At 57.7% G+C, this 25,531-nt stretch carries 34 protein-coding genes; 12 read left to right on the top strand and 22 right to left on the bottom strand.

Translation table 11 applies throughout. The features are described 5' to 3' along the window. Positions 1 to 5 precede the first annotated feature (5 nt). The 10 genes from ASE85_RS22800 to ASE85_RS03345 form a co-directional block, all read right to left on the bottom strand. Positions 6 to 209 (bottom strand): hypothetical protein, encoded by a 204-nt coding sequence (locus tag ASE85_RS22800; RefSeq protein ID WP_156358171.1) that lies wholly within the window; start codon positions 207 to 209, stop codon positions 6 to 8. Further along, a complete protein-coding gene (locus tag ASE85_RS03305; protein WP_056683361.1) occupies positions 193 to 2,328 on the bottom strand; it encodes a minor capsid protein in 2,136 nt (711 codons plus the stop codon). Before ASE85_RS03305 ends, ASE85_RS22800 begins: the two co-directional genes overlap by 17 nt. Before the next feature lie 385 nt (positions 2,329 to 2,713). Continuing rightward, positions 2,714 to 4,114, bottom strand: a complete 1,401-nt coding sequence (locus ASE85_RS03310; protein WP_056683363.1) for a DUF4055 domain-containing protein — start codon at positions 4,112 to 4,114, stop codon at positions 2,714 to 2,716. 16 nt (positions 4,115 to 4,130) lie between these two features. After that, complete coding sequence (locus tag ASE85_RS03315) at positions 4,131 to 5,462, bottom strand: phage terminase large subunit (RefSeq protein ID WP_082462628.1); 1,332 nt, start codon at positions 5,460 to 5,462, stop codon at positions 4,131 to 4,133. A gap of 136 nt (positions 5,463 to 5,598) precedes the next feature. Continuing rightward, positions 5,599 to 5,823: a hypothetical protein gene (locus ASE85_RS03320; protein WP_056683369.1), complete on the bottom strand. Its 225-nt coding sequence runs from the start codon at positions 5,821 to 5,823 to the stop codon at positions 5,599 to 5,601. After that, a complete protein-coding gene (locus ASE85_RS03325) occupies positions 5,820 to 6,860 on the bottom strand; it encodes an RNA ligase family protein (protein ID WP_056683372.1) in 1,041 nt (346 codons plus the stop codon). Before ASE85_RS03325 ends, ASE85_RS03320 begins: the two co-directional genes overlap by 4 nt. Beyond that, on the bottom strand, positions 6,857 to 7,129 hold the full coding sequence (locus ASE85_RS03330; protein WP_056683375.1) for a hypothetical protein: 273 nt from the start codon (positions 7,127 to 7,129) through the stop codon (positions 6,857 to 6,859). The genes ASE85_RS03325 and ASE85_RS03330 overlap by 4 nt, the downstream gene beginning before the upstream one ends. Continuing rightward, positions 7,129 to 7,524, bottom strand: coding sequence for a hypothetical protein (locus ASE85_RS03335; protein ID WP_056683379.1), 396 nt, complete (start codon positions 7,522 to 7,524; stop codon positions 7,129 to 7,131). Before ASE85_RS03335 ends, ASE85_RS03330 begins: the two co-directional genes overlap by 1 nt. Positions 7,525 to 7,526: 2 nt before the next feature. Further along, on the bottom strand, positions 7,527 to 8,336 hold the full coding sequence (locus ASE85_RS03340) for a hypothetical protein (protein ID WP_056683382.1): 810 nt from the start codon (positions 8,334 to 8,336) through the stop codon (positions 7,527 to 7,529). A 2-nt stretch (positions 8,337 to 8,338) separates the two neighbouring features. Beyond that, positions 8,339 to 8,521 (bottom strand): hypothetical protein, encoded by a 183-nt coding sequence (locus tag ASE85_RS03345; protein ID WP_162237421.1) that lies wholly within the window; start codon positions 8,519 to 8,521, stop codon positions 8,339 to 8,341. A 162-nt stretch (positions 8,522 to 8,683) separates the two neighbouring features. Between ASE85_RS03345 and ASE85_RS03350 the strand changes: the two genes are divergently transcribed. The 3 genes from ASE85_RS03350 to ASE85_RS03355 all read left to right on the top strand — a co-directional run bounded on the left by ASE85_RS03350 (position 8,684) and on the right by ASE85_RS03355 (position 9,995). Then, positions 8,684 to 9,178: a hypothetical protein gene (locus tag ASE85_RS03350; RefSeq protein ID WP_056683388.1), complete on the top strand. Its 495-nt coding sequence runs from the start codon at positions 8,684 to 8,686 to the stop codon at positions 9,176 to 9,178. A gap of 125 nt (positions 9,179 to 9,303) precedes the next feature. Further along, complete coding sequence (locus tag ASE85_RS22805; protein ID WP_156358172.1) at positions 9,304 to 9,441, top strand: hypothetical protein; 138 nt, start codon at positions 9,304 to 9,306, stop codon at positions 9,439 to 9,441. Between the two features lie 233 nt (positions 9,442 to 9,674). After that, the gene (locus ASE85_RS03355; protein WP_056683390.1) at positions 9,675 to 9,995 is read left to right on the top strand and encodes a hypothetical protein; all 321 of its coding nucleotides are present in this window, start codon (positions 9,675 to 9,677) and stop codon (positions 9,993 to 9,995) included. A 19-nt stretch (positions 9,996 to 10,014) separates the two neighbouring features. Here ASE85_RS03355 and ASE85_RS03360 read toward each other — a convergent pair whose 3' ends face one another. Beyond that, on the bottom strand, positions 10,015 to 10,227 hold the full coding sequence (locus ASE85_RS03360) for a hypothetical protein (protein WP_156358173.1): 213 nt from the start codon (positions 10,225 to 10,227) through the stop codon (positions 10,015 to 10,017). Between the two features lie 92 nt (positions 10,228 to 10,319). On the opposite strand from ASE85_RS03360, the gene ASE85_RS03365 reads away from it, so the two are divergent. Next, positions 10,320 to 10,826 (top strand): TIGR02594 family protein, encoded by a 507-nt coding sequence (locus ASE85_RS03365; RefSeq protein WP_056683399.1) that lies wholly within the window; start codon positions 10,320 to 10,322, stop codon positions 10,824 to 10,826. Positions 10,827 to 11,605: 779 nt separating this feature from the next. Next, entirely contained in the window at positions 11,606 to 11,902 is a 297-nt protein-coding gene (locus tag ASE85_RS03370; RefSeq protein ID WP_156358174.1) for a hypothetical protein, read from the top strand. Between the two features lie 2 nt (positions 11,903 to 11,904). Here the strand turns inward: ASE85_RS03370 and ASE85_RS03375 are convergent, their stop codons facing one another. Both ASE85_RS03375 and ASE85_RS03380 read right to left on the bottom strand, forming a co-directional pair. Next, complete coding sequence (locus ASE85_RS03375) at positions 11,905 to 12,597, bottom strand: recombinase family protein (RefSeq protein WP_056683405.1); 693 nt, start codon at positions 12,595 to 12,597, stop codon at positions 11,905 to 11,907. 75 nt (positions 12,598 to 12,672) lie between these two features. Next, complete coding sequence (locus ASE85_RS03380) at positions 12,673 to 13,218, bottom strand: hypothetical protein (protein WP_056683409.1); 546 nt, start codon at positions 13,216 to 13,218, stop codon at positions 12,673 to 12,675. Positions 13,219 to 13,383: 165 nt separating this feature from the next. On the opposite strand from ASE85_RS03380, the gene ASE85_RS22810 reads away from it, so the two are divergent. Continuing rightward, complete coding sequence (locus tag ASE85_RS22810; protein WP_156358175.1) at positions 13,384 to 13,638, top strand: hypothetical protein; 255 nt, start codon at positions 13,384 to 13,386, stop codon at positions 13,636 to 13,638. Between the two features lie 668 nt (positions 13,639 to 14,306). On the opposite strand, the gene ASE85_RS03385 is transcribed toward ASE85_RS22810, so the two are convergent. Both ASE85_RS03385 and ASE85_RS03390 read right to left on the bottom strand, forming a co-directional pair. Continuing rightward, the gene (locus tag ASE85_RS03385; RefSeq protein ID WP_056683412.1) at positions 14,307 to 14,489 is read right to left on the bottom strand and encodes a hypothetical protein; all 183 of its coding nucleotides are present in this window, start codon (positions 14,487 to 14,489) and stop codon (positions 14,307 to 14,309) included. 266 nt (positions 14,490 to 14,755) lie between these two features. Then, positions 14,756 to 15,481 (bottom strand): hypothetical protein, encoded by a 726-nt coding sequence (locus ASE85_RS03390; protein ID WP_056683415.1) that lies wholly within the window; start codon positions 15,479 to 15,481, stop codon positions 14,756 to 14,758. Between the two features lie 743 nt (positions 15,482 to 16,224). On the opposite strand from ASE85_RS03390, the gene ASE85_RS22815 reads away from it, so the two are divergent. The 4 genes from ASE85_RS22815 (at position 16,225) to ASE85_RS03405 (ending at position 17,705) form a co-directional block, all read left to right on the top strand. After that, positions 16,225 to 16,572, top strand: a complete 348-nt coding sequence (locus ASE85_RS22815; protein WP_156358176.1) for a hypothetical protein — start codon at positions 16,225 to 16,227, stop codon at positions 16,570 to 16,572. 10 nt (positions 16,573 to 16,582) lie between these two features. Continuing rightward, positions 16,583 to 17,035, top strand: coding sequence for a hypothetical protein (locus tag ASE85_RS03400; RefSeq protein ID WP_056683421.1), 453 nt, complete (start codon positions 16,583 to 16,585; stop codon positions 17,033 to 17,035). 166 nt (positions 17,036 to 17,201) lie between these two features. Beyond that, positions 17,202 to 17,366 (top strand): hypothetical protein, encoded by a 165-nt coding sequence (locus ASE85_RS22820; RefSeq protein ID WP_156358177.1) that lies wholly within the window; start codon positions 17,202 to 17,204, stop codon positions 17,364 to 17,366. 147 nt (positions 17,367 to 17,513) lie between these two features. Further along, entirely contained in the window at positions 17,514 to 17,705 is a 192-nt protein-coding gene (locus tag ASE85_RS03405) for a helix-turn-helix transcriptional regulator (RefSeq protein ID WP_056683424.1), read from the top strand. 9 nt (positions 17,706 to 17,714) lie between these two features. Here ASE85_RS03405 and ASE85_RS03410 read toward each other — a convergent pair whose 3' ends face one another. From ASE85_RS03410 to ASE85_RS03430, 5 genes are all read right to left on the bottom strand, one after another. Beyond that, a complete protein-coding gene (locus ASE85_RS03410; protein ID WP_056683427.1) occupies positions 17,715 to 19,112 on the bottom strand; it encodes a tyrosine-type recombinase/integrase in 1,398 nt (465 codons plus the stop codon). A 283-nt stretch (positions 19,113 to 19,395) separates the two neighbouring features. After that, a complete protein-coding gene (locus tag ASE85_RS03415; protein ID WP_056683430.1) occupies positions 19,396 to 19,881 on the bottom strand; it encodes a DUF1178 family protein in 486 nt (161 codons plus the stop codon). Beyond that, a complete protein-coding gene (locus tag ASE85_RS03420) occupies positions 19,878 to 20,708 on the bottom strand; it encodes a carbon-nitrogen hydrolase family protein (protein ID WP_056683433.1) in 831 nt (276 codons plus the stop codon). The genes ASE85_RS03415 and ASE85_RS03420 overlap by 4 nt, the downstream gene beginning before the upstream one ends. 5 nt (positions 20,709 to 20,713) lie before the next feature. Next, the gene (grxC, locus tag ASE85_RS03425) at positions 20,714 to 20,971 is read right to left on the bottom strand and encodes a glutaredoxin 3 (RefSeq protein WP_056683436.1); all 258 of its coding nucleotides are present in this window, start codon (positions 20,969 to 20,971) and stop codon (positions 20,714 to 20,716) included. A 54-nt stretch (positions 20,972 to 21,025) separates the two neighbouring features. Then, positions 21,026 to 21,775: a ComF family protein gene (locus ASE85_RS03430; RefSeq protein ID WP_056683439.1), complete on the bottom strand. Its 750-nt coding sequence runs from the start codon at positions 21,773 to 21,775 to the stop codon at positions 21,026 to 21,028. A gap of 41 nt (positions 21,776 to 21,816) precedes the next feature. Here ASE85_RS03430 and ASE85_RS03435 point away from each other — a divergent pair, with 41 nt between their 5' ends. Next, positions 21,817 to 22,668: a methyltransferase domain-containing protein gene (locus ASE85_RS03435; protein WP_056683442.1), complete on the top strand. Its 852-nt coding sequence runs from the start codon at positions 21,817 to 21,819 to the stop codon at positions 22,666 to 22,668. A 19-nt stretch (positions 22,669 to 22,687) separates the two neighbouring features. Here ASE85_RS03435 and ASE85_RS03440 read toward each other — a convergent pair whose 3' ends face one another. Next, the gene (locus ASE85_RS03440) at positions 22,688 to 23,461 is read right to left on the bottom strand and encodes a helix-turn-helix domain-containing protein (RefSeq protein ID WP_235523174.1); all 774 of its coding nucleotides are present in this window, start codon (positions 23,459 to 23,461) and stop codon (positions 22,688 to 22,690) included. Positions 23,462 to 23,696: 235 nt separating this feature from the next. Continuing rightward, positions 23,697 to 24,563: a metallophosphoesterase family protein gene (locus ASE85_RS03445; RefSeq protein WP_056683447.1), complete on the bottom strand. Its 867-nt coding sequence runs from the start codon at positions 24,561 to 24,563 to the stop codon at positions 23,697 to 23,699. Between the two features lie 70 nt (positions 24,564 to 24,633). Between ASE85_RS03445 and ASE85_RS03450 the strand changes: the two genes are divergently transcribed. Next, positions 24,634 to 25,527, top strand: a complete 894-nt coding sequence (locus tag ASE85_RS03450; protein WP_056683450.1) for a diacylglycerol/lipid kinase family protein — start codon at positions 24,634 to 24,636, stop codon at positions 25,525 to 25,527. Positions 25,528 to 25,531: the final 4 nt, after the last annotated feature.

Genomic DNA, 25,531 nt, shown 5'->3' on the forward strand with positions numbered 1-25,531 from the left:
TCAGATTATTCGACGGGTTCGATGTCGCCGTCATAGACAGGATCGTTCACGATATTCGCAAGGGCACCCATGATCATAGGGTATTCGTCAGGAAGATCGTCCAGCGGAATATCAGTCATTAGGTAATGAATTTCGTCAATGTCATCAGACCGAAGGTCATATCCCTTTGTCTGAATTATCGCGATAATCTGGTCAGTTGCTTTGCTCATCCAATAGTCTCTCTATAATTTCCTTCACGTCCTGATCGACGATGTCATGTCTACCCATCATGTAGAGGGCGAAATTCTCCGCAAACCACTCCTTCGAATTGGTTTTTGCGTAGCGAGATACCTGCCGCGCCGCATTCTCCTGATGCACCGTCGAAACACCATAATACTTACGCAGGAAAACCCGTTCAATTTCCACCTCCAACGGAGGCAAGTTGTTCCGGCTGCGCCGCCCCTGCTTACCATACATCTGGTGCAGATGGTGGCCCGTTTCGTGGAAGATGACGTCACGTGCGCGATCCATGCCGCTGAAATAGTCTGTGGTAACCTGTGGCTGCGCGGCAGCATCATCGCCGGGCTTCCATGAAGTGACAGTTTCACTGGCTCCAACCTTCGCCCGCGATATCTCCTTCGACACCTTATTGAACGGCTTGATCAAGGCATTGTATTCCCGCGCCAGTTCAGTCTGCCGGGCATAAAGGTCAAATGCACGGTCGCGATCACCGGCCTCCTTCGCCTTAAGCATCCGAGCGCGGACGTCCTCTAGTTCGGTTTTAACGGCCTTCATCTGACTTATAAGGTCGTCGCGCTTCTTGACCGCAGCGCCCCCTCCATCGCCCGCATCACCGATCTTGCTGGCAAAGCCGTTGAAGTAGTGGGGGTTCATTCCCAGCAGTCCGTCGCCCATGTTGGCCACTGGACCGCCGACTTGTCGCATCCCACGAAGGCGCGGAATATTGAACCTGTCGGTAATAGCATCGACTTCCGGCATGATGGCCCGGATCATCGACGCGCTTGCATCGCTGAACCCAGTCGGGAAAGTAGCCTTACCGAAATGCTCTGGCTTTACAGCGCGGAATTCAGGCACCGGATCATAGCGCGGATCGGCGGCATTCTTTGCCATTTGTGCGGTCAGGTGACGCTGCGCGTCTAACCGTTTCCCAACCTTGACCGTGGCATCACCTACATCGCGATTGATCGGGCTGAACGTGCGGGGACGCGACGCATCGGGCGCAGATGGCGGTGCGGCATCAGCCTTGGCTGGCCCCTCCGGGGCCAGGCCTTCGGCCCGGCGCAATTCAGCAAGCGATTTATGGGTGCCGTTATCGCGGAAAAGGTCACGGAATTTGACCTTCCCGTCGCGGACAAGCTGGGCACGTCCAGCGCCTAGAAGCTCATCCTGCTGATCTTTCGGCCATTTCGGCACCAGCGTTTCAAGCGTCTCATCACCCGACACCCGGCCATTCATGCTGGCGCGGTATCGCGGCGGCACATTCTGACGATCTTCCAAGCCCAGTTCGTCAAAGGATTTGGTGATCGGTATCAGCAACGACCGGCAGCGGATATGCGCTGGGGCCGTGGGGTGCGGCTTGTCCAAATCGTAAAGCTGGCCGTCTCGCGACTGGCAGATTGGCGATGTGCGGCTGTCGAGCGTCGATACCCATTTCAACTTCTTGATCAGCCGGGAATTGCGCTTGTAGACCTCTTCCCGTGCATTGTTGGCGATCGTCGACGATGCTGTGAGGACCAGCGATTGCGCGGAATTCCGCGAGATATTGAGGATGCCATCCGTATAGTTGTTGGCCTTTGTCCCCCGCACGCGGGTGATGATCTTGTCGAGGCCTTCCCCTTCCACCAGCCCCACGCGGATCGCCTGTTCGATCCGCTGGTGGCGACGGGTGGACATGTGATCGGTCCAGCTTTTCAGCAAATGACCATCGATCGGCGACGTCTCGACCAACGTGGCAAGATAGTTGGCCGGTGGCAGCGTCAACATGACCGTGGGCCATGTCGCATCTTTCAGGCCGTTGGCGGCCCAATCCACTTCATAACTGGCATAGTCGACAAGGTCGGCCTTCAGGCCACTGGCGACACGCTTATAGACCGCCTCATTGATCTGGCGCAGTTCGTTCAGCAGCACCTCTAAGCGCTTGGTAGTGACTGGGCCAAGATCGCGACCACGTTCTTCGATCAAGGCCAGACGCTTGGCGAGCGTGGCGACGATATCAGCATCGGCGCTGTTCAGCAGCTTTACGATCTTGGTCGCGAGACCTTTGGAAAAGCGCTCCGACTGGATCGCGTGGCGGATGGCAGCGTCACGCAGGATTTCGTTCGAACTCATCCGTTACTTAGGATGAGCCGCTAAACGTCAGTCCTCCGGATCAATGACGATCCTTACCCTTCGAATGAACCGATAGATAAAAATACCGCCGCCGCACGCAGTTACAATATTCGCAGCAAGAGCAACCCATTCCATTGCCGTCTCCTTCCTACCGAATCGCGCTTCAAGGAAGACATAGGTCAAAGAAACTGAATTGCCAAATTTACCAACAACACTTTGAATTATGGTCTTAATATTCTGCCAATTCGAGCGAAATCGTGATCTGAATTTAGCTAGTTTGATATATTAAGATAACTAAGCATCTAACGTTTGAATCTTCCGAAGGCTTGATCACACTTACCTTAATCGTATAAATTTAACTTACATATCGGGTAGTGCATGAATGCTAACTTTCAAGCCCCCCGACGCCATCAAATTGCGCGGCGTCTATCGGGGGCGCTTCGGCCCGATCGCGATCGATACGGTCACGCTCTTCGTCATAGGTCAGGCCGTCGTTCAGCACCTCACCAAGTTTGAGGGCTTCGAAGAATGTTTCCGACGACATCTGCCCGGCTTGCACCACCGCCAAAAGGGCAGCGATTTCCTGCGCCGACATCGGCGTCGGCAGGTAATCCGTATTGAGAGTGTATGTGATCGGCTGCGCGCCCATCAATTCGAGCATGAAATTCACGCTTGCTTCGATCTGCTTGCCGACGTTGGAAGCTGTTGCGGCCATGATCGAACCTTCGGCAGCCTTGCGGATGGCCAGCGTCTCTGCGGCTTCGGCCGCCGCCTTCTCAGATTGCAATATGCGGGCACCCACTGCCGCCATCTGGTCCGCCAGATGCTGACAACGGATTTCCAACGCTGCCACGCCTGCCCCACTATGTTCCAGCATCCCGATCTTGGTGTCTGCGCTGGTGAACTGCCAAATCTGATCCGGGCTTACGACATAGGCGTTTTCAAGGTCTTCAAGACCGGTGATCCAGCGAAGTGGACTGGCGATGTTCCGCAGGACATTGTTCCACTGGGCCTGTGCGCGATAATGGCTAAGGTTCAACAGGCAGACGTCATCCAGCGCGGCACGGCAAGGAACGGTCGAACCGGGGATGTCGCTGACAATCCGAAAGGGAATCTCTGTCTGTGGCGCACCAGCTTTCCGGGGCACAAAGCTTTCGACTATGATCCAACCCTGTTCGGTTTCGCGCCAGATGTTGACGGTGTAGATACCTTCCAACAGCAGCAATTCGCGGACGTCGCCATCATCCTCCAGCAACCGCACGCGCGAAATTTTGCGCCGGTTTGCGATCACGGTCGATGTGACCTCTAGGATATTTTCGGCCGTATAGATCGCCTGTCGGGGGCGATACCCACCAGCTTCGGCTTCCGCTCTGGAAATGCCCTGAGGCTGAAGCGGACTATCGACGAAGATACCGGTGAAATTGGTGATCAACGTTTCACTGGTGACGAACTTGGCCAGTTGGTCCAGCGATCGTGCGTCCGATACCGTTTCGAAGACATCAGCGTAATTGTCGCCTCCGACCATGGTTGGCGGTTTGCGGAAGATTAGACCAAGCGTTGCATCATGCGTGCGGCGCGCAGCCGGGAAGAAATCCACCGATGCCAGATAGCCTTCATAATCCGCAGGGCGCTGACTGGGCAGACGGGGGAGATAAAGCACTCCCGCCTGCTTCACCTCATCTTCGCCCGCGATCAGGGCGCGATTGCGTGCCCACCGCTTTCGGTGCTTGGCAATTTCGGTTGTCGGGTCGTTGATCGCAATTAAGTTAATCGGAGGGACGGTCATCCGATATTTATGTTGATCACCAGAAACCCGACGCCTGCACCGACCTGCCCTTCCGCACCTGCCTTTCAACGATCATCAGTTCGGTCAGGGCATAAACAAGCGCGTCCAGCCGGTCGGGCGACTTGTCCTTCCCGCGCTTCCATTCGCCTGTGAACTGGCACATCTGCGTTTCGAGCTTTTTGAATTCGCCGACGTGGCTGACCTTCCCCTGTTCATAGAGGGCGCTGACACCATCGGCGCGCAGCACCTTGCCGCGCTTGCCATCCACGGTGCCGATCTTGATAGCCGGATGCGCATTGCGGATGGTGCTGTCGACCATCTGACCGCCATAGCCATGGTCGGCGACAACCATGGCGGCTTTGAACTCTTCATAGGCCTTTGCCACGGCCTTCCCCCATTGCTCCGGGGTGCCTTTCAGAGTGCAGTCGGCCAAGACATAACCATGCCCGTCCTCATCGACCCCAGCGACCACAAGGCCGGTTTCGTCCGCCTTGACCCCATCCGAACCGGCAGGATCGACGGCCACGACGATGCGGACAAGGTCAGGCAATTCATCCTGTGTGATCCGGGTGGCATCGGTCCATTCCTGATAGAATAGCGCGCCCTCAACCTCGATCTTCCATTCGCCAGCCTGATATCTGCGGCGCTTGGCAGCCGACAAACGGTTCTGCCCTTCAAGGTAACCAACGGGCAGGTTTTCCGCATTGTCCTCACCCAACATCTTCAGTTCAACGAAGTTTTCCGGGTCAGGGAAGGGATCGCCATCCGCGTTCTGTTTGAGGATGAAGGAACGGTAGGTGAAATGCTGGCTGCTATCGGGGTTGCAGTCGATCAGCATCTTGTATTTGAGGCGGCCCCGGTCGGGGATTAGGTTGGTCTGGGCAAGGCGGGATTGGAGCGTTTCGAACTGGTCGTCGTCGAATTCCGTCGCCTCATTCATCCATATGACGTAGAATTCCTGACCCAGAATCTTCTGGATACGATCGCCGTCGTCAAGCCCGAAGAACATCAGCATCGACCCGTTGGGCAGTCGGATGGTCATGTCATCGGATCGAATATCGCACTGCTGGCGAAGGCCCGGCCATCGCCTATCCATGATGTCGGGGACGGTCAGGCTGAACAGGGTCGATCGGCAAGAGACGGCTGTTTTGCGGAATATGCCAATGCGCGCGCCGGGGACTTTGAGCGCATCCTGAATGCAGGACCAAGCAATGACGGCTGATTTACCCGATCGGGAGCCACCGCGCAGAAGAATATTCTGGGCCGGGCCAGCAATGAGGTGCGCGGCTTCGCGCTGACGCGCTGTAAGCTTAAAATCGGGTCTGGATGGTTTGGTAGTTTTCGCCATCCAATACTTACATGGATGGCGTTGTGTCCTGACCCGTCAGGTGGGTCGCGTCGCTCCGGGTCAGGACACAGGGTCTATTACGACCGCTATTCAGATTCCTCAAATGGGTCTGCTTAAATTTCTCTCTATAGTTTGATTATTGGGACGGCCAGCCGCGATAGCTTGGGTTGACTGCGCATGTGCTCGCGTCGCTCCAACTGTTTGACGCTTCGCGAGCGCTGCCGGGTATCTTCGGCGCTGCCCGCAATTCCCGCAGTTCGTCCTGCAAATCCGTGTTTTCTTGCCACAGGTCATCATTCGACATCGTCAGTTCGACGATTTTGGCCTCTAGGCGGCGGATATAATCCTGATCCTTGATCATGACTGGCCCTCCAGCGCGATGCGCCCCTTATACCAGAGTGCCGCATTGGCAGAGATACCGCCCACGACGTCGTTCCAGTCGATGTTGCTTTCCTCGCGTTCGGCCACGCTTTCCTTCAGGATATCGGCTTTGACCCATTCGATGAAGTCACGGGTCCGACACGGATCAAGCTGACCATCAACCGCTTCGGCAAGCGCCTGCTCCATCCGCTGTTCAGTGCAGAACGCTTCGGCGAAAAGGTTCTTCGTCGGGAACCACTGGGCTTTCAGGTGGACCGCGTCACGGCTGCGGTTGACCCGTAGGTTTTCCGCTTTGGCCTTGAAATTGAGGACCGACCACATTGGGATTTCATCCGGGGCGTAGGACAGGCCGTTGCCGACCATGGGGTAGCCGACCAGACCTTCGCCCTTCCCTTCGATGCCGAACATCGACGCCATCAGGGGATCACGTTCGCCGATCTGTTCCACTTCATCGTTCAGCGCCATGACGGTCGCGACGGTGGCATCCTTGTCCCCAAAGTCGATGGTGACCTTGGAATGGTAGGGCAGCGTCTTCACCGATGACGGCGCGGGCATCGTGCCCGACATGCGGAAACTGATTTCCTGCGGGTCATACAGGCGCTGCTGAAGCTGGCCAGCCACGTCATAGGTGTCGATGGCGAAGGGGTAGAACACCGGTTCCGGCGTAGCCGAACAAGCAACATCCTGCTGGATGCCCGGCCCGGCCCACTCACCCCACACATAGGTAGCAAGATCGGGATTGTGGAAGGTCGCCCAATAGCTGGGGTTGGCTTCCACCCATGCGCGAAAGCCGCCGTTGTCGGTGTCGCCGGGAATGTCGCTGCTACGGCGCTGGGCCGCAACCTGCCCATTGGGCTGGACACGCACACCGGCATTGGTGCCATGGATTTTGATCTTGAAACCGTAGGTGACCTTGTAGTCCTGATCGCGCAGGGTGCGATGGACCGCGACCTTGTTCACGCCACGGATGACATCATGGAAGCTGTTGAGGGAATCCCATTTGCGGAAGCCGTTCATGACTGGTCGCCCCCATCGATCATCGTGATGGTGATGGCTGTGTCGGCGGCGTCATATTCGGTGCAATCGAGGTAAAGGGTCGCGACGTAATCAGACGCATCCTGAAATCGAATAGGATCAGCCTGAACCAATGAGGGGTGAGTTTCAACAAAGGCTGCCCAACAGCGGGCCAACTCGCGAACCGCCTGACGTTCGGCCGCCTGACGTTCGGCCGCCATACGGTCAACCACCTCACGGACGCGGGCGAGGAATTCTTGGGTGTCGACCATCAGTCCTGACCCTCCCCAAAAAAGTCATTCATCAGGTCGAACAGATTATCGCTGCGGCGCTTTCCGTTTTCCAGCACGTCGCTGTTGCACATTGCAGGGTTATCGCCGCGCATTTCAGGGGCAACGCGGCGACCAAGACAAGCGCCCGCCATGTAGGTGACGACATCGTCGAAATCACTGACGATATCCGCGACAGCCTCATCGGCGAACCGGGGCTGATCGGGCATCGTCGCCAAATGTTGTTCAGCGATATCGACCCGTTCGTCGATGAAGCGGACCCGACGTTCGAAATCGTCTTTCATGTTGTGAATGGCTGCGGTCATGGTCTGCCGCATGTGCTGAATGTCGCTTTCCATCTTTGCCTTGAAGGCTTCGAGTTTCTGCTTGGGGGTCATGATCAGCGACCCTCCCCGACGTCGTCCCAGCGCAGCAAATAGCTACCCAGCTTGGTCCGGCTGATATGAACCGCAAAACCCAGTTCTAGCGCTCTTTCGAAAACGGCTTCCTGCGCGCGTTTGCGGTCGGTGATGATCTGATATGTGCAACCTGACTTGGGACGCTCGCCAACGATGGCTTCGAACGTTCCCAATTCATCTGCGGAAGGAGAGTGAACCCATTCCTCCGTCATTTGCCCAAGGCCATTGATAGTGAACCCCTTGGGCTGGGACGGTGCGGGCGCGGCATCCTTGGGCTGATGATCGGCCTGAATATCCTTGATCCAACGATTGGCTTCGATGATCCGGGCTTCGTTGCGAGCGAGAGAGTCGGCATCGATCGCCGGACGCAGCAATGGCGGTAAAGAGGGCATTTCCTCCAACGCATCCGTCAACAGTTGCTGCTTTATCTGGTCGATATGCTTCTGTGCATGAGCGTTCAATTCTTCCAGAATTTCGTTCGCCCGCTGCGCGCCAGCCTGAGCCGGGGCAGGATCGATGGCGTCCATCGCCTCCAAGACCTTGGCCAGCGTATCGTTCGTCTTCTTCGTCGATTTGACGAGGGCGACAGTTTGCTTTTCGACAGCCGCATCAGCGTCGTCGGCCGCGTTGATCTTCGCGACCAGAGCATCCCGTTCAGCGACCCGATTATGCAGTTCCCGATCCAACTGGCGCAAATCACCTAAAGTGTCAGCCCCTGCGATCTTCTGTTCAAGCAGTTCAATCCGAATGACCCAGTGCATCAGGGTCAGGAAATCGTTGTCGATACGCATGATCAGCGACCCTCCCCAGCTTCGCGGATCAGGCGGCGTAGCCCGGCATAGAACATGGTGAAGCCCAGAACGCCCAAAATCCAAGCGGCGGCGAAATGGGGAACGTCCGGCGTTTCGAAAACGGCGCTGACGGCAGTTATATTGAAGCCAAAGAAAATCAGTAGGACAGTAAAAATATTCGACATTTGAAATGCAATCTCCCAATTGTGTAACGCCATTGTGGCTAAGGGAGACCGCGAAAGTCATTATTCTTCTTCATCTCCCGCATGTATTTACACGGTTGGGTGATTTTTCTTTGGACAACGGGTGAAAATAGCAATTTTTTTTGAAAGTCGAATTGATGCGCTATGGCATTCAAAACAGGAGTGACCGCCTTGGAAGCGACATGGATCACAGACAGCACAGTAGACCTTGACGGCGCGCGCGTTGCAGTCGCCTACAAACATCATATCGACCAGTGGGAAGATACGGGTGAGGAGTTCCGGCGACGGCAAAGGGGTTCGATCCTCCCCACCATCAACCTGTATAGCTATCGGGCAAGAGCGAACGACCGCGCAGGTGACGCGAAGGTTGAAGGCTGGGCTGAGTTTTTCGGCACCCTCGTTCAATTTTCAAATCGCATCATCGTTGCCGAACCGGAGTGGGACGGCGGACGCCTGTTGAATGTGCAGAACTTCGTTAGGAGTGGCTGTGACATCCGCTTCGAAATCCTCCCCGCCCCATTCGAGCTGGTAAACATCCGGACAGTCCCCGAAATGCAAAAGCGCGATTTCGTCCCCGTGGGATATGCCGATCCTGATCACATCAGGAACCAACCAGAATTGCGCGAATGGCGCTGGTAAAGTGAGATTGGGCATCCACTCCGAAATGGTATGAGAGGGTAAAGGCGTTGCTGGCGACCAGCACCACGATAGCAACGAAAATGACTCCAACAGTATCAAGGTGCTCAACCAACCGGAGAACCAAAATGGGTGAGAAAACCAGAGTTTGCGACAACTGCGACAATGTCGTCGTCGGCGAAGCTGCGATCGAAAATGGCCGTCAGGTCGGCAATGACTTCTATTGCGCGAAATGCAAAAGCAAAGTTCGCGACGGCAATCGTTGATTAAAATGAGGGGGGAGGCGCTTGGCCTCCCCCGGATCGTTGCGAACCTTCGCGGGTATATGATTTGTAGGGCTGGTCGCCCCCGCGTTGACGCACACGGGCTGGATCAGCCGACGTGCGCAGAATCGCCTTTGCCAAGACCGTGATCCAGACGGTCCCCGAATTGGCGTAGCCCTTCGGAACTAATTATCCCGGCATCCCGGTCGCGGTGACGAAGCCGGGATAAATTCGAGATGAGAAATCGTTTCGAACGCGCCGTGGCCACCCAACTGGGCACAGGCTGGGAATATGAAGCCATCCGCCTGACCTATACCGTCCAGCATACCTACACCCCTGACTTCATCGACCGTGAAAATCGGATCATCCGGGAAGCCAAGGGTCACTTTCCGTCAGAGGATCGGCGCAAAATGAAGGCGGTGAAGGCCGCCCACCCCGACTGGCGCATCATCATCGTGTTGCAGCGTCCCGATACCCGGATCAGCAAGAAATCGAAGACCACCTATGCGGGCTGGTGCGAGAAGAACGGTTTCGAATGGGAGGCCGGACCAGCCTGATTCGGAGACATCCGTAGGTTCATCGCCTCTTTGGGTCGCCTTCAAAAAGGCCGAAAAGGATCGTGGCGGGGGCGACCAAGCAGAAATCGACGATGAAGGCTGGCGCGAGAAGTCCATAGGCTATCGCCACGGTGAACAATCCGAGGCCGACGCTACTCGACTTGTAGGCGTCTTTTGCCATGCCACTGATAAGGCCAAGGCAGCCGGCCGTTAGCGGAAAGGGGTTGTTCATGTCGTCGGTTTCCTGATGGATAGCCCGAAGCATCATAACCGCAAAGCCTTTCCAACTTTATACTGACGGTCAACCATCTGGCTAAATTCCAGATGACGAACGAAATCATCTGGGTCGACGTGGCCCGCAAACTTATCGGCACCCGCGAAATCAAGGGTCCGAAGCACAATCAGACAATCATGGGCTGGATCAAACGCCTTGGCAGCAAGGTGCTGGGGATCGCGGTCACCGATGATGAAACGCCATGGTGTGGCACCTTCATGGCCGCAGTGATGACAGAATGCGGTTTTGCCCCTCCCAAGGTCGCGGTGCGGGCATCATCGTGGGACGCCTTTGGGGTAGCGGTATCGAAGCCCTACTTGGGTGCCGTGGTGCGGTTCCAGCGTCCGGGTGGCGGGCATGTCGGGATCATCATCGGCCAGTCCAAGGATGGCAAATTGCTTCGCGTATTGGGCGGCAACCAGTCCGATAGCGTTAATGAAACTTGGATCGAGCGCAGTCGCGCCGTTGCGTATCGTTGGCCTTCCGGAGTGGGCAAGCCGGAACTACTTGCACCAATACTTACCCACTCAGGTTTAATTTCTAAGGACGAAGCCTAATTGACGTATCGTCACGCCAATAGTAATATGTGGCCCTGACGTGCTGCGAAGCAGGTCAGGGCCTGCCGGTCTTACCGGCTCAGGCTACGGAGGAGGCACTACCATTTCCAATCGTCTCAGTGGCGAGGTTTTGAGTTCCTCTATTTGGATCAGATTGGCGTCTGATCCGGCGAACGGGCCATCTGGGGTGTCGACTACCTTGGATGGCCCAGCGCCCTTTTACTCCCAGCACAAGCGTCGGATCAAGGGGCTGCCGCAAAAAAATCAAGTATCCGGCTAGACCGGACAACGCGATCCGAAAATTCGGAAATATTCGGGGCGCTAGACCCGCTCCCAATCTCATTGACGACACCGTCAACGACAATAACCGTTGACATAAAGCTGCACTTTGATCGCTATATTTCGTGGATTAACTCGTGGAATATCTCGCAACCAATATCCAACTTAACCATCAGGCAAAAGACTGTTCAAAGAATCTTCGAAGAGTCTTGATCAAAAACTCCGCCGAAAACTACGTCGGAAAAGCCGCGCCAAAAGCCGGGCTAAAAACCGGGACGACCAACCACATCGAAAAATGATCAAAAATCCGGCGCATTCAACGCCGCAAAAGCCACCACGTTTTATGCAATCATATGGCGCAACGCCAAATAGGCACCGATGTTGGACAGCCCGGATGCAAAAGTTAGCACGAAAAATGCTGAAACTTTTTAGCCAGCCTTGTTCCAACAATCGGCGCGCACCATCTGAGACGCCCCGTAAACACAACATAGGAGGGAAATATGGGTGGTATAAAACGTCAAGGCGGTGAAATGGACGACATGCGGCGTGCTGCGGAAGATGTCCTTATCGAAGCCGGTGCGCTGACTAAGTGTGATGTCCACGGTGACGTCTATGATTGCGATTCCGATCGACTGGCTTCAGCCTATCCAATCGCCAATAGTAAAATCAGCAGTGGCCAAATCGTTCTACCAAGCGGATGGACGCGCAAGGATTTCACCGACGTGGTGAAGAGCGTTTATGAAGACAACAGCAATATCGATTATTGCCCTTCATGCGATAAGAACGATCGCAGCTAATTTTACTGGTTATGGGCTTCGTTCGGATGCGAAGCCTGTTGCCTTACTACCCTTTTCACCGCTGTCGGTGACCATTGCCCGCCACGGGGTGCCCGGATCGACCGTTCATTCAGGTATGCAGCGATCTTGGCTAAGGATACCGCCCCGTGCGCCTGAGCCTCAACAATCACCCTATTGACGCTGGCCGCCCTCTGTCGGGCCGCCGTCTGACGGACATGTAGCGAACGCTGGAGGCCAACAGTCTGGTTTCGGAGGTTGGTGCCATCGTTGCCTAGCTTACGCCCACGGGCCTTAGAAGCTGCCAGAGCGGCCTTCGTTCGCTCGCTGATCATATGGGCCTCTGCTTGCGCCACAGCAGACAAGATATGAACGGTCAAATGGTTCGCGTCAGGAAGATCAGCCGCCACGAATGGCACCTTCGTTTCCATCAGCGTCGTGATGAAGTGTAGATTTCTCGCAAGCCTGTCTAATTTCGCCACGATCAACCGCGCGCCGGTAAGCCGGGCACGTTCTATGGCTTCGGTGAGGGCTGGCCTATCCCTTCTGCGGCCGGATTCGACTTCCGTGAATTCCGCAATCACCTGATCCCGGCTGCGCAGGTGATCTGTGACGGCTTTACGCTGAGCTTCTAGCCCCAGACCAGATGCCCCCTGCCTGCGGGTCGATACCCGATAATAAGCCACATAGTCAGTCACTTCATTGATCCCTGAAAAGCGTGCCAAAGGATAAGGAAGCTTTATCGTTAGGTCAAACGTTCGTCTGACCAAATGTCATTCCTGCGAATTGTCCTCAATCGCCGCCACTTCAACGAAATCAGCGTCAAGAATATCGTCGTCGGGAAGATGCACGATCTGGAATGGCTTGCCGCCGCTGGTGATGTCGAGACGATCGGCATAGCGATTGTTCCGCTTGCTCATGATCCATATCAGCAGCTTCACAAGGTCACGATCACGCGCACGATCGCCGGTGGACAATGACCCGCCAGACTGAATGTTGATCATCCGGGATTCCAGACTTTCCATGCCCAGTTCGCGCGCAGCTTCAAATTCAACGGCAAATTCCTCCCGAACCTTGCACCAATCGCGCACCGTTTGGTCACTCACACCGATTTCACGACAGGCATCCTCAAAAGCCAGCCCGGATCGAAGGTAAAGCAACAGGTCTTCCGCAATTTCCGGGGTGAATTTGGTCGGTCGACCCATCTTGCGCATCGTCCGGACCTCCTCCGCGATCTTCGCCATCAGGTCGCGACCGTTAGCAGCCAACACTTTCTGGGCCTTTCCGCGCCCATCCTTCTTCTGATCATTATCGTCCATCACCTACTTATAGTGATGTCAATAATCTGGGGCACAACATATGGTATTCCCGTGAGTTTACCATACCACAGGTTGGATTAAAGGTGGAACATCGTGGCAACATCGGCTATGAGAATCATGCACGGGCCAGAATGTCGATCAACCTTTTAAAAAAGGAATGAAGCCATGATTGAAGTGCGAACCAAAATCCTCAACATCTTGCGAAAAGGTCCAGTGCTTGCGGTCAATCACAGGTTCCATATCGAAGGTGAAGACGCGGCAGTCGTGCATGAGACAGCAGCGGAGATGCACAACCGAGGTGAGTTTAGAGTAATCGGGGCACCGAATATGAACTCAGACTATGCCGGTGCCGATCCTGAAGTATTTTATCTATCACCGCACCGTGCAGAAGCAGAACGCATGTGGAATTTGTTGACCTGACCGTCAATACCCCGTAATGAGGAAGCCCCAGCAGTCGCTGACTGCTGGGGCTGCCCCTTGGGGCTACGGAGGTTCCACGTTCTGATCCTTTCTTACCAAGGCTAGGCCGAACGACCTCAATTTGAACTGGATGGCCGTCCAGTTCGGCGAAATGGACCGCTAAGGGTAACCTTGGCGGTCCTTTTGCTTTCTGGCTTGTTAGCCAGACACCCCCTATCGTTGATTTCTAGGGCGGACGCAAGCCATTTTGAAGTCAACAGTTAAAATTGTTCTTGGCCACCAAGTTGACAGAGCGGTCAATAGGGTTTGAAACAGGTCTGAAACGCATATGAAACGCGATTAGCGTGAATTAGCGTTATCTAGAATGAACTAGAGATATGCGGGAAGTCTATCGCGTTTAAACGCGGTGTTACCGAAACCGAACACAACTCTAATCGGATTGATAATGTTATCACTGCAACTGGGTGCAAACTATCATCAAGTTTAGCGACGTAGAAGCGGATTAAACGCACATTCACCGAAGACAGACATAGCGTTCCGTCGAAGCTAACATGAAGACAGCGCCGACACAGCGACGGTGCAACGGGTTGCAACCGGCATTGGAAATGATTTCCCGGTCACAGAGTTTGCTAAAGCACATACTCACCAATCACCGCGATCGGTTGGTATCACTCTTTCACCCTGACGATCACATTGGCTTTCCAGTCATAAGCGCGGATCGCGCCGCCGCAGTAAACATGATGGCGGATTGCATAGCGGACGGCTTCGATCGCGTCGGCACCGTCACGCAGGGCAGCCGTCGCCTCAACCCGTCGCGCGCCGTCCCGCCCCGCAACCACTTTCCGCGCCACATAATCGTTTCTATTTCTGGGGGGCGCAGAGCGCTTCTCTCTATTAATAGAGGGCTTGCGCCACCACATTATGTGTTCATCTGGCAGAGGCGCAGAGCGCCTTAGAAAACCAGCGTAAGCTGCATATTGCGGATACGATCGCTGGGGCGAACGGATCTCTATTAATAGAGAATCGACCCCGAAGGGGTTGCACGTAAGTGCATGTATTTGAATGGAAATCTCTGATTTCTCTATTAATATTAATTACTACGTAATCCTTCCTTATATTAATAGAGATTCCGCGTTGACCACCCAGCCAGCCGGGCGCTCAAATCCGCGTCATCTGGGTCAACATACCGGCATTGGGCGATGCAGTTGCCGGACAGGCGTTTGCCGCTGGCATCCAAATGGCTGAAACCGAGCAGGTCGATGCGCGTGTTCGCGTCAACAAACAAGATGGCTGATCGCGGGCTGCGTTCGTCCAGTTGAGCCGCATCCATCAGAACCAGTTGGTGGTCGTGGTAGTAGGTGCCGCCCTTTTTGGTATAGAGTAGACCGCCACGAAGGCCCGCCTCTTCCATGACCGGGGCGATCTCGGTGGTGATTGTCGCCGCGTAGCTATCGCTGATCGGTTCCAACAAAGTTTTGCGTTTCAGGTCCGTGGCCTTCTCCGCGATGGTCTTTGAATCGAACAGGGTGACGGTCCCGGCGAAGGATGGCTTCTTCCAGTCGATTCTGGCCCCTTTCAGCCACACCTTCAAGGTTAGGCCATAACGGTATGGTTTCCCCTTCTTCTTCCCCTGCACGCCCTTCCAATTGTCAAAAACAGCCAGTTCTGCGGCGGCGATAGCAGTGGGACAGGCGGCCGGTCGCTCCCATTTCTGGGGGGCATCGATGATTCCGGCTTCGGCCAACATCGCGCGGATCGAACCGGCCATAAGATCGTCCGATTTGCAGATTTCCGCCATTTCCGCGATTGAAGCGCGGATTTCGTCAAGTTTGAAAAGCAACACGTTTAACACCTCTGTAAAACAAAAAACGCCCGTGGGTTAGCGGTCCCACGGGCGTCGAATGTTCTTCAGAGGTATGACGTAGTATATATCTACGGCAGACCTATTTAGTCAAAATCATTCTTCCGTGCGCGAGCCGCTAATCCCGTGCATGTCTATTTAATAGAGAATGCCATTTTGATATCTTCTAACACAATATTTTATTCGTTCTTAAATATCGACGGGGAGACCCGACATCTTGTATAAATAATTGGTCGGGACGTTTTTCTCTCTCCCCAGTTGGTTGTGTCGTCCCGGCCGCTACTACCAAATCATGGCTTGGGGTCACCGTCAGCTTTCAGACGGTGACCCCATCTTTTTGGCTTAAACACGAGTTCCGGAAGTCGTGTAACTCCTTGAAGTAATCATAACAGAACTTCCAGAACTCGTTGAAAGTAAGTAGTTTTTCTTCTTGAAAATAATTTTGGCTCGCCATAAGTAGACATCCAACGCAGCAAGGAGACACAAGTGCAACTTACGCGAAGCCAAGTAGCCGAACGTCTGGGGATTAGTGTGCGGACGTTTGACCGGCTTCGGCAGGAGGGATCAATTCCCGAACCGATCAAGACTATTCGGAAACGCCCCATTGTTTGGGACGCTTCAACGATCGAGACACTTCGAACCTAAAATGACTGACAATCTGAACTGACCATCCGGGGCCATGCGGTTCCGAAGACGCCCCTACTTTACCCAAAGGAATTCCAAAAATGACTGACAATCCACGTTCACAGCGCCCGGAAGGCCCACGCATCGCGCCGCTGGAAATTATGGGTGATGATAACGGTGCGGTGCGCGACGCAATGTTGGCCGCCCTTCCCGCAGCAGAAATCATCGCGTGCCGTCCATTGGACGAACATTCTACGTGGGAGCAATACAAGCTGGCTACCGGTCAAATCGTAGGGTTCATTCTGTTCCGCAATTCGAAAGATGAACCCGACACACTTGGCACCGGTGGCGTTCTTCCGCTGATCGGCGGGTGCTTTGACTACTACGTCCGCGATCCCGTGCATCATCGTTATCTCGCACGGATGTTGGAAGCATCGCGAGGGCTGTAAGGTTCGAAGCATGGCCGGGCAGGCCTTGACCTATTGGGGTGATAAAATGATTTCGGTTTATGATTTCGAAGAATTTTGGCTGGCCAATCCAGTTTTGGAAAAGGCGCTTTTGGGGCTGATCGACATCCCGCTGTCGCCGACAACGATCACCGTGGATGGAGCGCAAGTCGACATCGCGTGGGTCGATTTCGGAGGCGTCCGTAGCGCGGGTGCGGACATTAGCCACCCGGAATTCTCTATCAATTTCGAAACGGTCTTTGATGCTGCGCGGGTCGAGGGCGACAAATATCGCGTCATCCTTTCTGAAGATGAACGCCTCGCGATGTTGGAATCTTTCGACGGCCCTGCCGGGACCGATGCTTTTCAGGCGTTCTTTAAATGGCTGGCCGACAACACGGACCAGACGACCTATCCAGCGAAAATCAAAGCAGCAGCCGCAACCTTCGCGGACATCTCGCGCTAACGATCCGGGGGAGGCGCTGACCTCCCCACCCTTTCGACATCGTCACTTCAAATACATCTGCGCGCCGGGGGCGTGTGGAACCCCGTGACCCTGTGCGGGTCATAACCCATCCTTGCGCCCCTTCCGGTCTAGCCAAGGATGTCACCAGACCGGGGGGACCATCACCATGAACGACCTGATCACGATCACCATCCTTGCCGCCGCGAACGATAACACTCTGCTGATGATCATCGTCGACGAACCCCGTCAGCCACACTGGGCCGCAACGGGTGAATATGACCCGGCGATGATGGAAGCCTACTGGTCCGATGTGGCTTTGCAGTTCGGCTGACCGTCACTTCAAAGAGTTAACGGGTTGCACCAATTTCCGCGAATCGTGGCCAAAATGCTGAAAAACCAGCGTGCCACGATTTTAATTTTGAGTTTCGATAGTCCCAGTCGGTAGCTTTGGGCTTCAACCAATAGATTGACCCTACCGATGACCGACCGTTTCATTTCTCAGAAGGAAGTGCTGGCACAGACCAGCTTGTCGCGCATGACCATCTACCGGATGCGTCAGGATGGAGAATTCCCCGCTCCTGTTTATCTCAACAAGAACCGCACCCGCGTCGCATGGCGCGAAAGCGAGGTGCGGCAATGGATGGAATCCCGGCTGTCAGTCACTCACTGACCATGCCGGTCAAACGTGGCTGACCGAAATTTTAGCCGCCTTCCGCACCTTGGACGTGCGCTTGATAGGGTCAAGCTGCCCACGTTTTGCGGCGCGGACATCTTCATCCGCCTTGGCTTTATCCAGCACCTCTTGCCACACGCGCAGCGCGTAGGCCTTTTCGTGCATATAGTTGTGCTTGTTGTAATTTTTCCTGCTGCCGACCGTGGTGGTTCGTTCGACATGGTTCAGAAGGGCTTCGGTCACTTCATCGGTGACGACCCGATTGATCGTGCCGGGGTGATGCAGCCGCTGGAACGTCGTCGTGATTGTGCGCCGAAAATCGTGCGCTGACCAACCTTCCATGGCGAAGCCGTCCGCCTTGGCCAGATGTTCGGTTTCACGAAACAGCAGATGCGTCGATTTGGAAAAGGCGTTCAACGCCTTATCTGCCTTCGCTTGCTGAAACACGAAGGTCGCCTTTGGATTCGCCTCCCTCAACGCCCGCAGCCAGTCCACGATAGGCTGCTGAAGCAGCAGATAGTTCGGCCGCCCATTCTTGGTGGATGGCCCCGGTTGCGTCCAACTCCCTTCGTCAAGATCGAACTGATCCCACGTCGCTGTCATCGCTTCTTCAAGCCGACAGCCTGTCGCTAGGATGAGACGCAAGCCCAGTGCGAAGGACCGATGGTTGCTTGGCTTTTCGGCCGTCGCATAACGGTCGATGACCGCGATGACATAGCCCAGTTCGCGTTCGTCAAGGTAGCGTTCGACCGTGCCGATCGTGTTCTTGGCCCCAAGGTATCGTGCGGCATCCTCCTGATTGACGACCTTATAGCGATATTCGCTGACCATCCGCTTCCACAGCGTTTTCAGGAATCCGGCAAATTTGTAACCCTGATGCGGTGACCGAGCCTTTGCCTTATCCAACAGCCGATCCAGCACCCTGTGGTCGATCTGGGTCAATGGAAGGTCGGCGATTTCGGACAGGTATCGCGACCAATACAGCTTTTCAGCGTGGGGCTGTTTCAACGTCTCCACATGGTCGGGCAGGTAATAGGTGTCCCAGAACCATTGAAGGGTCTGTGTGTCATTCGCTGCCTTGGCGTCCTCGACGGCCTTCGCCTCTTCCTTCAGACGGACCTTTTCCAATTTCGGGTCGATCCCGCGTGCCCGCAGCGCCTCCTGTTCGCCCGCCCACGACCGGGCCATGGTCAAGGAAAATGCCGGGTATGACCCCAGCGACATTTTCGCCTGCTTCTGATCGCTGGGGCGGCGATACTGATACACCCACGATTTCGAACCCGTTGGCTGCACCATCAGATACAGGCCGGGAGTCATCCCATCCTTGATCGCATCCGCCGACTTCGCACCGGGCGTGGGCTTGGCGGCCTTCACAGCCGTGTCCGTCAAATTCTTCGCAGCCATAGCTGTGTCCCTTCGCAGGCCAAGTAGTCTACAAGTAGTCACAGGTCCATACTGCGGGGGTGCCGGGGAGACTCGCTGATACCATTGCCAGACCGGACAACCTCTATAGAATGACGGAAATCAGCCATTTTATTGGTCACATTCGGTATCGGATGGTATCAGCGAATTTGGCACCGCATCAGATTAGGAATCTAATGCTCTATCCTGCTGAGCTACGGGTGCCCGGCGACGGCTCTATTGTGCGCGAAGAGCCCGGTCAATTCTCGGCCGTCAATTTAATGGCTCAATTCTTGGCCTGAGGCGGGATGACCGGAAAGGGAAGCGGCGCGACCTCCACCCCTTCGGCGATCAGCGCCTTCGCCTCGGCCGGGGCGACCTCGCCATGGATGCTGGTGCGGTCCTTTTCGCCATAATGCATCGCGCGCGCCTGTTCGGCAAAGCCGCGCCCGACCCAGGTGGACCCTTCCAGCGCCTTGGCCTGCGCCTGCCCCAACGCCTCTACCAGCGCCTGCATCTTGGCCTGGTCGGCGACGTTCATCACCGGCGCGGTCGGTTCGGCCTGCGCGGGCGATGCAGGCGCGATGCCCGAACGGCTATTGCCCTTCGCGCCAACCGCCGGGGCCATCACCGCCTTGGTCACATCAGCGTCGCCACACATCGGACAGGTCAGAAGGCCGCGCGCCTTCTGATCCGCATAATCGGCGCTGGACCCGAACCATGCCTCGAACACATGGCCCTGGCCCGCGCATTTCAGGTCGAACACGATCACGAAACAGTCACATCCTTCGGTATCACACGGCGGTTGGCGATCGCCGGCACGCGTCCGCGCACATCCCCTATGCGCGACAGGTCGATGTCCGCAAGCCCCAGTCCCGCGCGCTCGCCCATGTCGAGCAATATCTCGCCCCACGGATCGATCACCACGCTATGGCCGTAAGTGACGCGGCCATCCTCATGCTGCCCCACCTGCGCCGTCGCGATGACATAGCAGCCCGCCTCGATCGCCCGCGCGCGCAGCAGCACATGCCAATGCGCCTGCCCGGTCGGCACGGTGAAGGCGGCCGGCGCGAGCAATATCGTCGCCCCCGCATTGGTCAGCGCCCGGTACAGGTCGGGGAAACGCATGTCGTAGCAGATGGAAAAGCCCATCCGCCCCCATGGCGTATCGGCGGCGACCGCCTGTTCGCCCGGCCCATAGACCGAGGATTCACGCCAGCTTTCACCGGTAGCCAGATCGACGTCGAACAGATGGATCTTGTCGTAGCGCGCCCGGACTTTCCCCGTATCGTCGATCAGGAAGCTGCGATTGGCCCAGCGCCCGTCGGCCCGCTCGCCCTTCAGCGGCAGCGACCCGATATGCACCCACAGCCCTTCGCGCGCCGCCGCATCCCGCACGGCGGCCAGCACCACATCCTCCGCCTCGCTGCGCAGCGTATCTGCGGCGCGCCCCCGGTCGCGGTCCAGATATCCGGCCATTTCGGGCGTGAACAACATGTCCGCGCCCTCACCCTTGGCCCGCTTCACCATGTCCACGATGGCAGCGGCATTGGCGGCGGGATCGACCCCGCTGGTCATCTGGAACAGGGCGGCGCGCATCCTGCTCATAGGCCCAGCAAGGCGTCCAGCTTGCCCTCTCGGTTCAGCGCGGACAGGTCGTCGCTGCCGCCAATATGTTGTCCGTCGATAAAGATTTGCGGCACGCTGGACCGGCCGGGCGCACGCTCCAGCATTTCCTCGCGCTTCGGCCCGCCCAGCGTGATGTCATATTCCTCGAACGCGACGCCCTTGTCGGTCAGCAACGCCTTGGCCCGCGCGCAATAGCCGCACCAGTCCTTGGTATAGATTTCAACCTTCGCCATGATAACTCCTTTCTCCCGAAATTGGGGCAAAGCCGCGCTTTGTCAATCAGCAGGTCAGTCGACCGCATCCGGCAGCACCCGTGCCCAGCAGAGCAGCCGCACTTCCATCGCTCCGCCGCGCTTCAGCATCTTCGCGCAGGCCGCCGCCGTCGCCCCGCTGGTATGGACATCGTCGATCAGCAGCACGCGCCGTCCCTTTACCCCTTGCCGCCCTTCATGACCTTGGCCCAGCGCAAAGGCGCCGCGTACCATCGTCGCCCGCTGCTTCGGGTTCATGCCCCGCAGCGGCGCGGTCCGCTTCACCCGGCGCAGGGCGTGCTTCTCCACCGGCCAGCCGGTCAGCCGCCCCAGATGGTCCGCGATCAGCGCAGACTGATTGAAGCCCCTGCTCCATAACCGCCAGCGGTGCAGCGGCACCGGCACGATCAGGGCCTCCTGCGTCCCGACATGGCGCAGCATCTGCCGCGCGATCAGCCGGGCGAGGCCGATCCGCCGCCCATATTTCAGCCGCAACGCCACCGTCCGGGCGACATCGCCATAGGCCAGCACCGCGCGCGCGCTGTCCCAGGGCGGCGGGTCGGCCATGCAGGCGCCGCATTCCGCGCCTTCGCCCATGTCGTGCGGGAACGGGATGCCGCAGCGCGCACAACAGGGTTCCCCCAGCAACGCCATCCCACCCCAGCAGGACAGGCAGAAGGCGAAATCCTCGCCCACGATGGCACCGCAGCCGGGGCAACGCGGCGGCAGCGCATAATCGACCGCAGGCTGCAAAAGCCCCTTGAGAAGCGGGAGGACAGGCATCATCTGCCTTGTCCGCACTTCGCGCCCGATGCACAAGGCCCGCCATGGATTCCCGCCCCGACATTTTCGATCGCGCCCGCCGCGCCCGCCAGCGCGACCGTATGCTAGACGGCTTTGCCGACCATGATTTCCTCCACCGCGCGATGCTGGACGAATTGCTCGACCGACTGGGCGACGTGCAGCGCGACCTACCCGAAGTGCTGGTGATCGGTTGCCCCGACGGCAGCGCGAAGGCGGCGCTGGAAGCCCTGGGCAAGCGCGTCGCCTGCGCCGACCCCGGCTTCCTGGCGGCCAGGGCGGCGGGCGGGGTGCAGGTGGACGAGGATGCCCTGCCCTTCGCCGACGACAGTTTCGACCTCATTATCGCCTGCGGTACGCTCGACAGCGTGAACGACTTGCCGGGCGCGCTCATCCTGATGCGCCGCGTGTTGCGCCCCGACGGGCTGATGCTGGCCGCCTTCGCCGGTGCCGGCAGCCTGCCGCGCCTCAAGGCCGCCCTGCTCGCCGCCGAGGGCGACCGCCCCGGCCAGCATGTCCATCCGCAGGTCGATGTGCGCTCCGCCGGCGACTTGCTCAGCCGCGCGGGCTTCACCATGCCAGTCGCGGACGGAGACGTACTGAACATCCGCTATGGCGATGTCCTACGCCTGATGCACGACCTGCGTGGCATGGGTGCAGGCAATGCGCTGGCGACCCGCGCGCCCGCGCTCACTCGCGCCGTGCTGATACGCGCGGCGGCCCAGTTTGCCGGGGCCGCCGACCCGGATGGCCGCACCGCAGAGCAGATGGCGATCATCTACCTGTCCGGCTGGAAACCCGACCCCAGCCAGGCCGCGCCCGCAAAACGCGGCAGCGCCACGGTATCGCTGGCGGCGGCGCTGAAGGGGAAGGATTGACCCTTCCCCCGCGTGCCGATCATTCGATGGTCACGCCCGCCACGCGCCATATGCCGCCTTCCTTGTCCAGACTGACCGTTTCGATCGCATCGGCCTTGTTGGCGTAGCTGGTGCGGAACTTCACCACTTCATAGCCATAGGGCGGCGCCGGCAGATTTTGCTGACTGAGCAGGACGCGGGACAGCACAGCGCCCAGCGGCACCCGAACCTTTTCCGACGTATCGGCCCAGACTTTCAGGCTGTTCAATTTGCGGAAGGAGGCCATCGTCCCGCGATAGCTGTCCTCCCATTTCCCCTGGTCCACCAGCGTCAGCCACTGGCGGGCGGCATCCACCACCTGCGGGTCGGTTGCCGCACTGGCCGCAACGGGGGCTGTCTGGTCAGTGGGCATATTCTGCGGGATGGCGGCCAATGCCAGCAGGCCAAGAAGGAATGTCATGAGCGTTACTCCGATGATGATCCGGACAGGACGAACCGCCCGGCCCGCGCCGCCGGTCGGCGCCGCATCCTGATCGGCCGGAGTGGCCGCCGCATCTTCCCCTATTTCTGTGTCCCCGACACAATTGGGGAACGCCGCACCCTGTCCATCGCCGCCCTCCGCCTCCAGCAGCAGCCGGGCCGCCTCCCGGCTGCTCGACACCGCCATCTTGCGCCGCGCATCGCGGAGCCGTTCGTTGATGGTATGGACCGACAGGCCCAGGCTGCGCGCGATCGACTTGGCGTCATGGCCACGCACGATCAGGCGCAGCGTCTGCTTCTCCTTCTCGGTCAGCGTCCAGCCCATATCCGTCATCTGCATGCTCATAGGAGTGAAGACCTAAGCCGCCCATCGGATAGCAGCTACCCCCAAAAATTTGTATTCGAGCCGGAGATGGACGCCCGCCTGTCCTACAGCGCCTTGCTCATGATAAGCTATTGAACCCTGTTCGGCCGCCTGGAGAGCGCTGCGCCAGATAGGAAAGATAATGTCCGACTTTGCTCATATCATGTCAAAATCAGCGGGAAATATGCGAAGTTAAGGCCCAGCCTCAGCCGACCGCCACCGCGCCCACCATCGGTCCGTCCTCCACCGTCCGCGACGTCCAGCCCGCACTGTCATGGGCATATTCGACATGACTCGCCCGGCGAAACGCCGCGCCGTCCCACACGATCACCTGCAATTCGATCTCGTTGTTGCGGCGGACATGCAGCCAGTTGAAGCTTTGCGGCTCGGCATTGCGCAGCCGGGTCGATGTGGCGGTGCCAGCCTGAATCACCAGCGCGCCGCCGCTATGTTCGACCATCTTCTGCGCGGCCTGCGCATAGGTGCGGTGGAAATGGCCGGCCAGCGCCAGATGCACCCCGGCCTCGCACGCGGCCTTGACCGCATCGTCATGCCGGCCGACCGCCTCGCTCAGTTCGCCGCCCTTGCCAATCGGCATTTCGAACAGCGGATGATGGGTGACGAGGATGCGGGTCTTGTCCGGCGCCACCTGTGCAAAGCGTTCGCGCAGGAGGTCCATCTGGTCATGGTTGATCCGCCCGTCCTTGATCGTCAGCGACCGCGCCGTGTTGATCCCTTGGATCGCAACCTCCCGGTCCTCATAAAAGGGGCAGAGGTCATTGCTGATATAGCGTTTGTAACGCGCCAGCGGCCGGGTGAAGCGGCGCACCACATCATAGAGCGGCACATCATGATTACCCGGCACCACCAGCGTCTTCAGCCCCGCACCGTGCAGCCGGCTGACCCAGGCAGCGGCCTCACGAAACTGCTCCACCCGCGCCCGCTGGGTGAAGTCGCCGCTGATGACGACCAGATCGGGCCGCTTTTCTTCGAGCCAGGCGGTGGCGGCGTCCACGATCTTGCGATCATTGGCGCCAAAATGGATATCGGACAGATGAGCGATGCGAGCCATGGCACAGTAACGATTGCAAGCCACAGGGTTTCCAACGGACCCAAATCCCTTCTCGTGGAGTTATTGCGGCATGGAAACGAAGCCCCTCCCCAAGGACGCCATATTGGTCGTCAACGCCCATAGCCGAAGCGGGCAGGACAATTTCGCGCAGGCGAAGGCAAAGCTGGAAGCCGCGGGTGTCCGCCTGATCGCCGCCCACGCGGTGGAAGAACCGGAACGGATGGCCGCCACCGTCCGTCAGGCAGTGGAAAGCGGTGCGCCGATGGTGATCGTCGGCGGCGGCGATGGCTCCATGTCGGGCACGGTGGACGAACTGGTCGGCAAGGACTGCGTATTCGGCGTGCTGCCGCTTGGCACCGCGAACAGCTTCGCGCGGACGCTCGGCCTGCCGCTCGACCTGGACGGGGCAGTGCAGGCGATCGCTACCGGCCAGCGCCGCCGGGTCGATCTCGGCATGATAGACCAGGACTATTTCGTCAACGCTGCCTCGCTCGGCCTTTCGCCGATGATCGGGCGGACTGTCCCGCACAAGCTGAAACGCTATCTCGGACGGATCGGCTATCTGCTCTGGGCAGTCAAATGTTCGGTCGGCTTCCGCCCCTTCCGCCTGACGATCGACGATGGCGTGAAGGAACGGCGCCTGTGGTCGACCGAGGTGCGCATCCTCAACGGCCCTTATCATGGCGGGGTCGAACTGTCCGACCATGCCGATGTCGATACCGGGGAAATCGTGGTGCAGGCCGTCGTGGGCCGCAGCAAGCCGCGCCTGGCCTGGGACTGGTATGCCAAATTCTTCAAGCTGCGCGATCGCGACGCCCATACCGAGGAGTTTCACGGCCGCTCCTTCAGGATCGAGACCGTCCCGCGCCAGCGTATCTCGATCGACGGCGAGGTGCTGGCGAAGACGCCTGTCACGGTGAAGGTCGCGGCGGGCGCGATCGACGTCGCCGTTCCGGGCGACTAGGGAC

It is taken from the genome of Sphingobium sp. Leaf26 (assembly GCF_001421665.1).
Classification (GTDB): Bacteria; Pseudomonadota; Alphaproteobacteria; order Sphingomonadales; family Sphingomonadaceae; genus Sphingobium.

Bases quoted from the DNA above. Each gene is read 5' to 3' on its own strand.
- ASE85_RS03330 (WP_056683375.1), bottom strand. From the start codon at position 7,129: ATGGTCGACACCCAAGAATTCCTCGCCCGCGTCCGTGAGGTGGTTGAC.
- ASE85_RS03430 (WP_056683439.1), bottom strand. From the start codon at position 21,775: ATGATGCCTGTCCTCCCGCTTCTCAAGGGGCTTTTGCAGCCTGCGGTC.
- ASE85_RS03350 (WP_056683388.1), top strand. From the start codon at position 8,684: ATGGCATTCAAAACAGGAGTGACCGCCTTGGAAGCGACATGGATCACA.
- ASE85_RS03435 (WP_056683442.1), top strand. From the start codon at position 21,817: ATGGATTCCCGCCCCGACATTTTCGATCGCGCCCGCCGCGCCCGCCAG.
- ASE85_RS03335 (WP_056683379.1), bottom strand. From the start codon at position 7,524: ATGACCCCCAAGCAGAAACTCGAAGCCTTCAAGGCAAAGATGGAAAGC.
- ASE85_RS03305 (WP_056683361.1), bottom strand. From the start codon at position 2,328: ATGAGTTCGAACGAAATCCTGCGTGACGCTGCCATCCGCCACGCGATC.
- ASE85_RS03340 (WP_056683382.1), bottom strand. From the start codon at position 8,336: ATGCGTATCGACAACGATTTCCTGACCCTGATGCACTGGGTCATTCGG.
- ASE85_RS03440 (WP_235523174.1), bottom strand. From the start codon at position 23,461: ATGACGGATATGGGCTGGACGCTGACCGAGAAGGAGAAGCAGACGCTG.
- ASE85_RS03380 (WP_056683409.1), bottom strand. From the start codon at position 13,218: ATGGACGATAATGATCAGAAGAAGGATGGGCGCGGAAAGGCCCAGAAA.
- ASE85_RS03400 (WP_056683421.1), top strand. From the start codon at position 16,583: ATGGCCGGGCAGGCCTTGACCTATTGGGGTGATAAAATGATTTCGGTT.
- ASE85_RS03360 (WP_156358173.1), bottom strand. From the start codon at position 10,227: ATGAACAACCCCTTTCCGCTAACGGCCGGCTGCCTTGGCCTTATCAGT.
- ASE85_RS03345 (WP_162237421.1), bottom strand. From the start codon at position 8,521: ATGTCGAATATTTTTACTGTCCTACTGATTTTCTTTGGCTTCAATATA.
- ASE85_RS22815 (WP_156358176.1), top strand. From the start codon at position 16,225: ATGACTGACAATCCACGTTCACAGCGCCCGGAAGGCCCACGCATCGCG.
- ASE85_RS03420 (WP_056683433.1), bottom strand. From the start codon at position 20,708: ATGCGCGCCGCCCTGTTCCAGATGACCAGCGGGGTCGATCCCGCCGCC.
- ASE85_RS03445 (WP_056683447.1), bottom strand. From the start codon at position 24,563: ATGGCTCGCATCGCTCATCTGTCCGATATCCATTTTGGCGCCAATGAT.
- ASE85_RS03405 (WP_056683424.1), top strand. From the start codon at position 17,514: ATGACCGACCGTTTCATTTCTCAGAAGGAAGTGCTGGCACAGACCAGC.
- ASE85_RS03355 (WP_056683390.1), top strand. From the start codon at position 9,675: ATGAGAAATCGTTTCGAACGCGCCGTGGCCACCCAACTGGGCACAGGC.
- ASE85_RS22805 (WP_156358172.1), top strand. From the start codon at position 9,304: ATGGGTGAGAAAACCAGAGTTTGCGACAACTGCGACAATGTCGTCGTC.
- grxC (WP_056683436.1), bottom strand. From the start codon at position 20,971: ATGGCGAAGGTTGAAATCTATACCAAGGACTGGTGCGGCTATTGCGCG.
- ASE85_RS22810 (WP_156358175.1), top strand. From the start codon at position 13,384: ATGATTGAAGTGCGAACCAAAATCCTCAACATCTTGCGAAAAGGTCCA.
- ASE85_RS03325 (WP_056683372.1), bottom strand. From the start codon at position 6,860: ATGAACGGCTTCCGCAAATGGGATTCCCTCAACAGCTTCCATGATGTC.
- ASE85_RS03450 (WP_056683450.1), top strand. From the start codon at position 24,634: ATGGAAACGAAGCCCCTCCCCAAGGACGCCATATTGGTCGTCAACGCC.
- ASE85_RS03310 (WP_056683363.1), bottom strand. From the start codon at position 4,114: ATGACCGTCCCTCCGATTAACTTAATTGCGATCAACGACCCGACAACC.
- ASE85_RS22820 (WP_156358177.1), top strand. From the start codon at position 17,202: ATGAACGACCTGATCACGATCACCATCCTTGCCGCCGCGAACGATAAC.
- ASE85_RS03410 (WP_056683427.1), bottom strand. From the start codon at position 19,112: ATGGCTGCGAAGAATTTGACGGACACGGCTGTGAAGGCCGCCAAGCCC.
- ASE85_RS22800 (WP_156358171.1), bottom strand. From the start codon at position 209: ATGAGCAAAGCAACTGACCAGATTATCGCGATAATTCAGACAAAGGGA.
- ASE85_RS03365 (WP_056683399.1), top strand. From the start codon at position 10,320: ATGACGAACGAAATCATCTGGGTCGACGTGGCCCGCAAACTTATCGGC.
- ASE85_RS03315 (WP_082462628.1), bottom strand. From the start codon at position 5,462: ATGGCGAAAACTACCAAACCATCCAGACCCGATTTTAAGCTTACAGCG.
- ASE85_RS03320 (WP_056683369.1), bottom strand. From the start codon at position 5,823: ATGATCAAGGATCAGGATTATATCCGCCGCCTAGAGGCCAAAATCGTC.
- ASE85_RS03370 (WP_156358174.1), top strand. From the start codon at position 11,606: ATGGGTGGTATAAAACGTCAAGGCGGTGAAATGGACGACATGCGGCGT.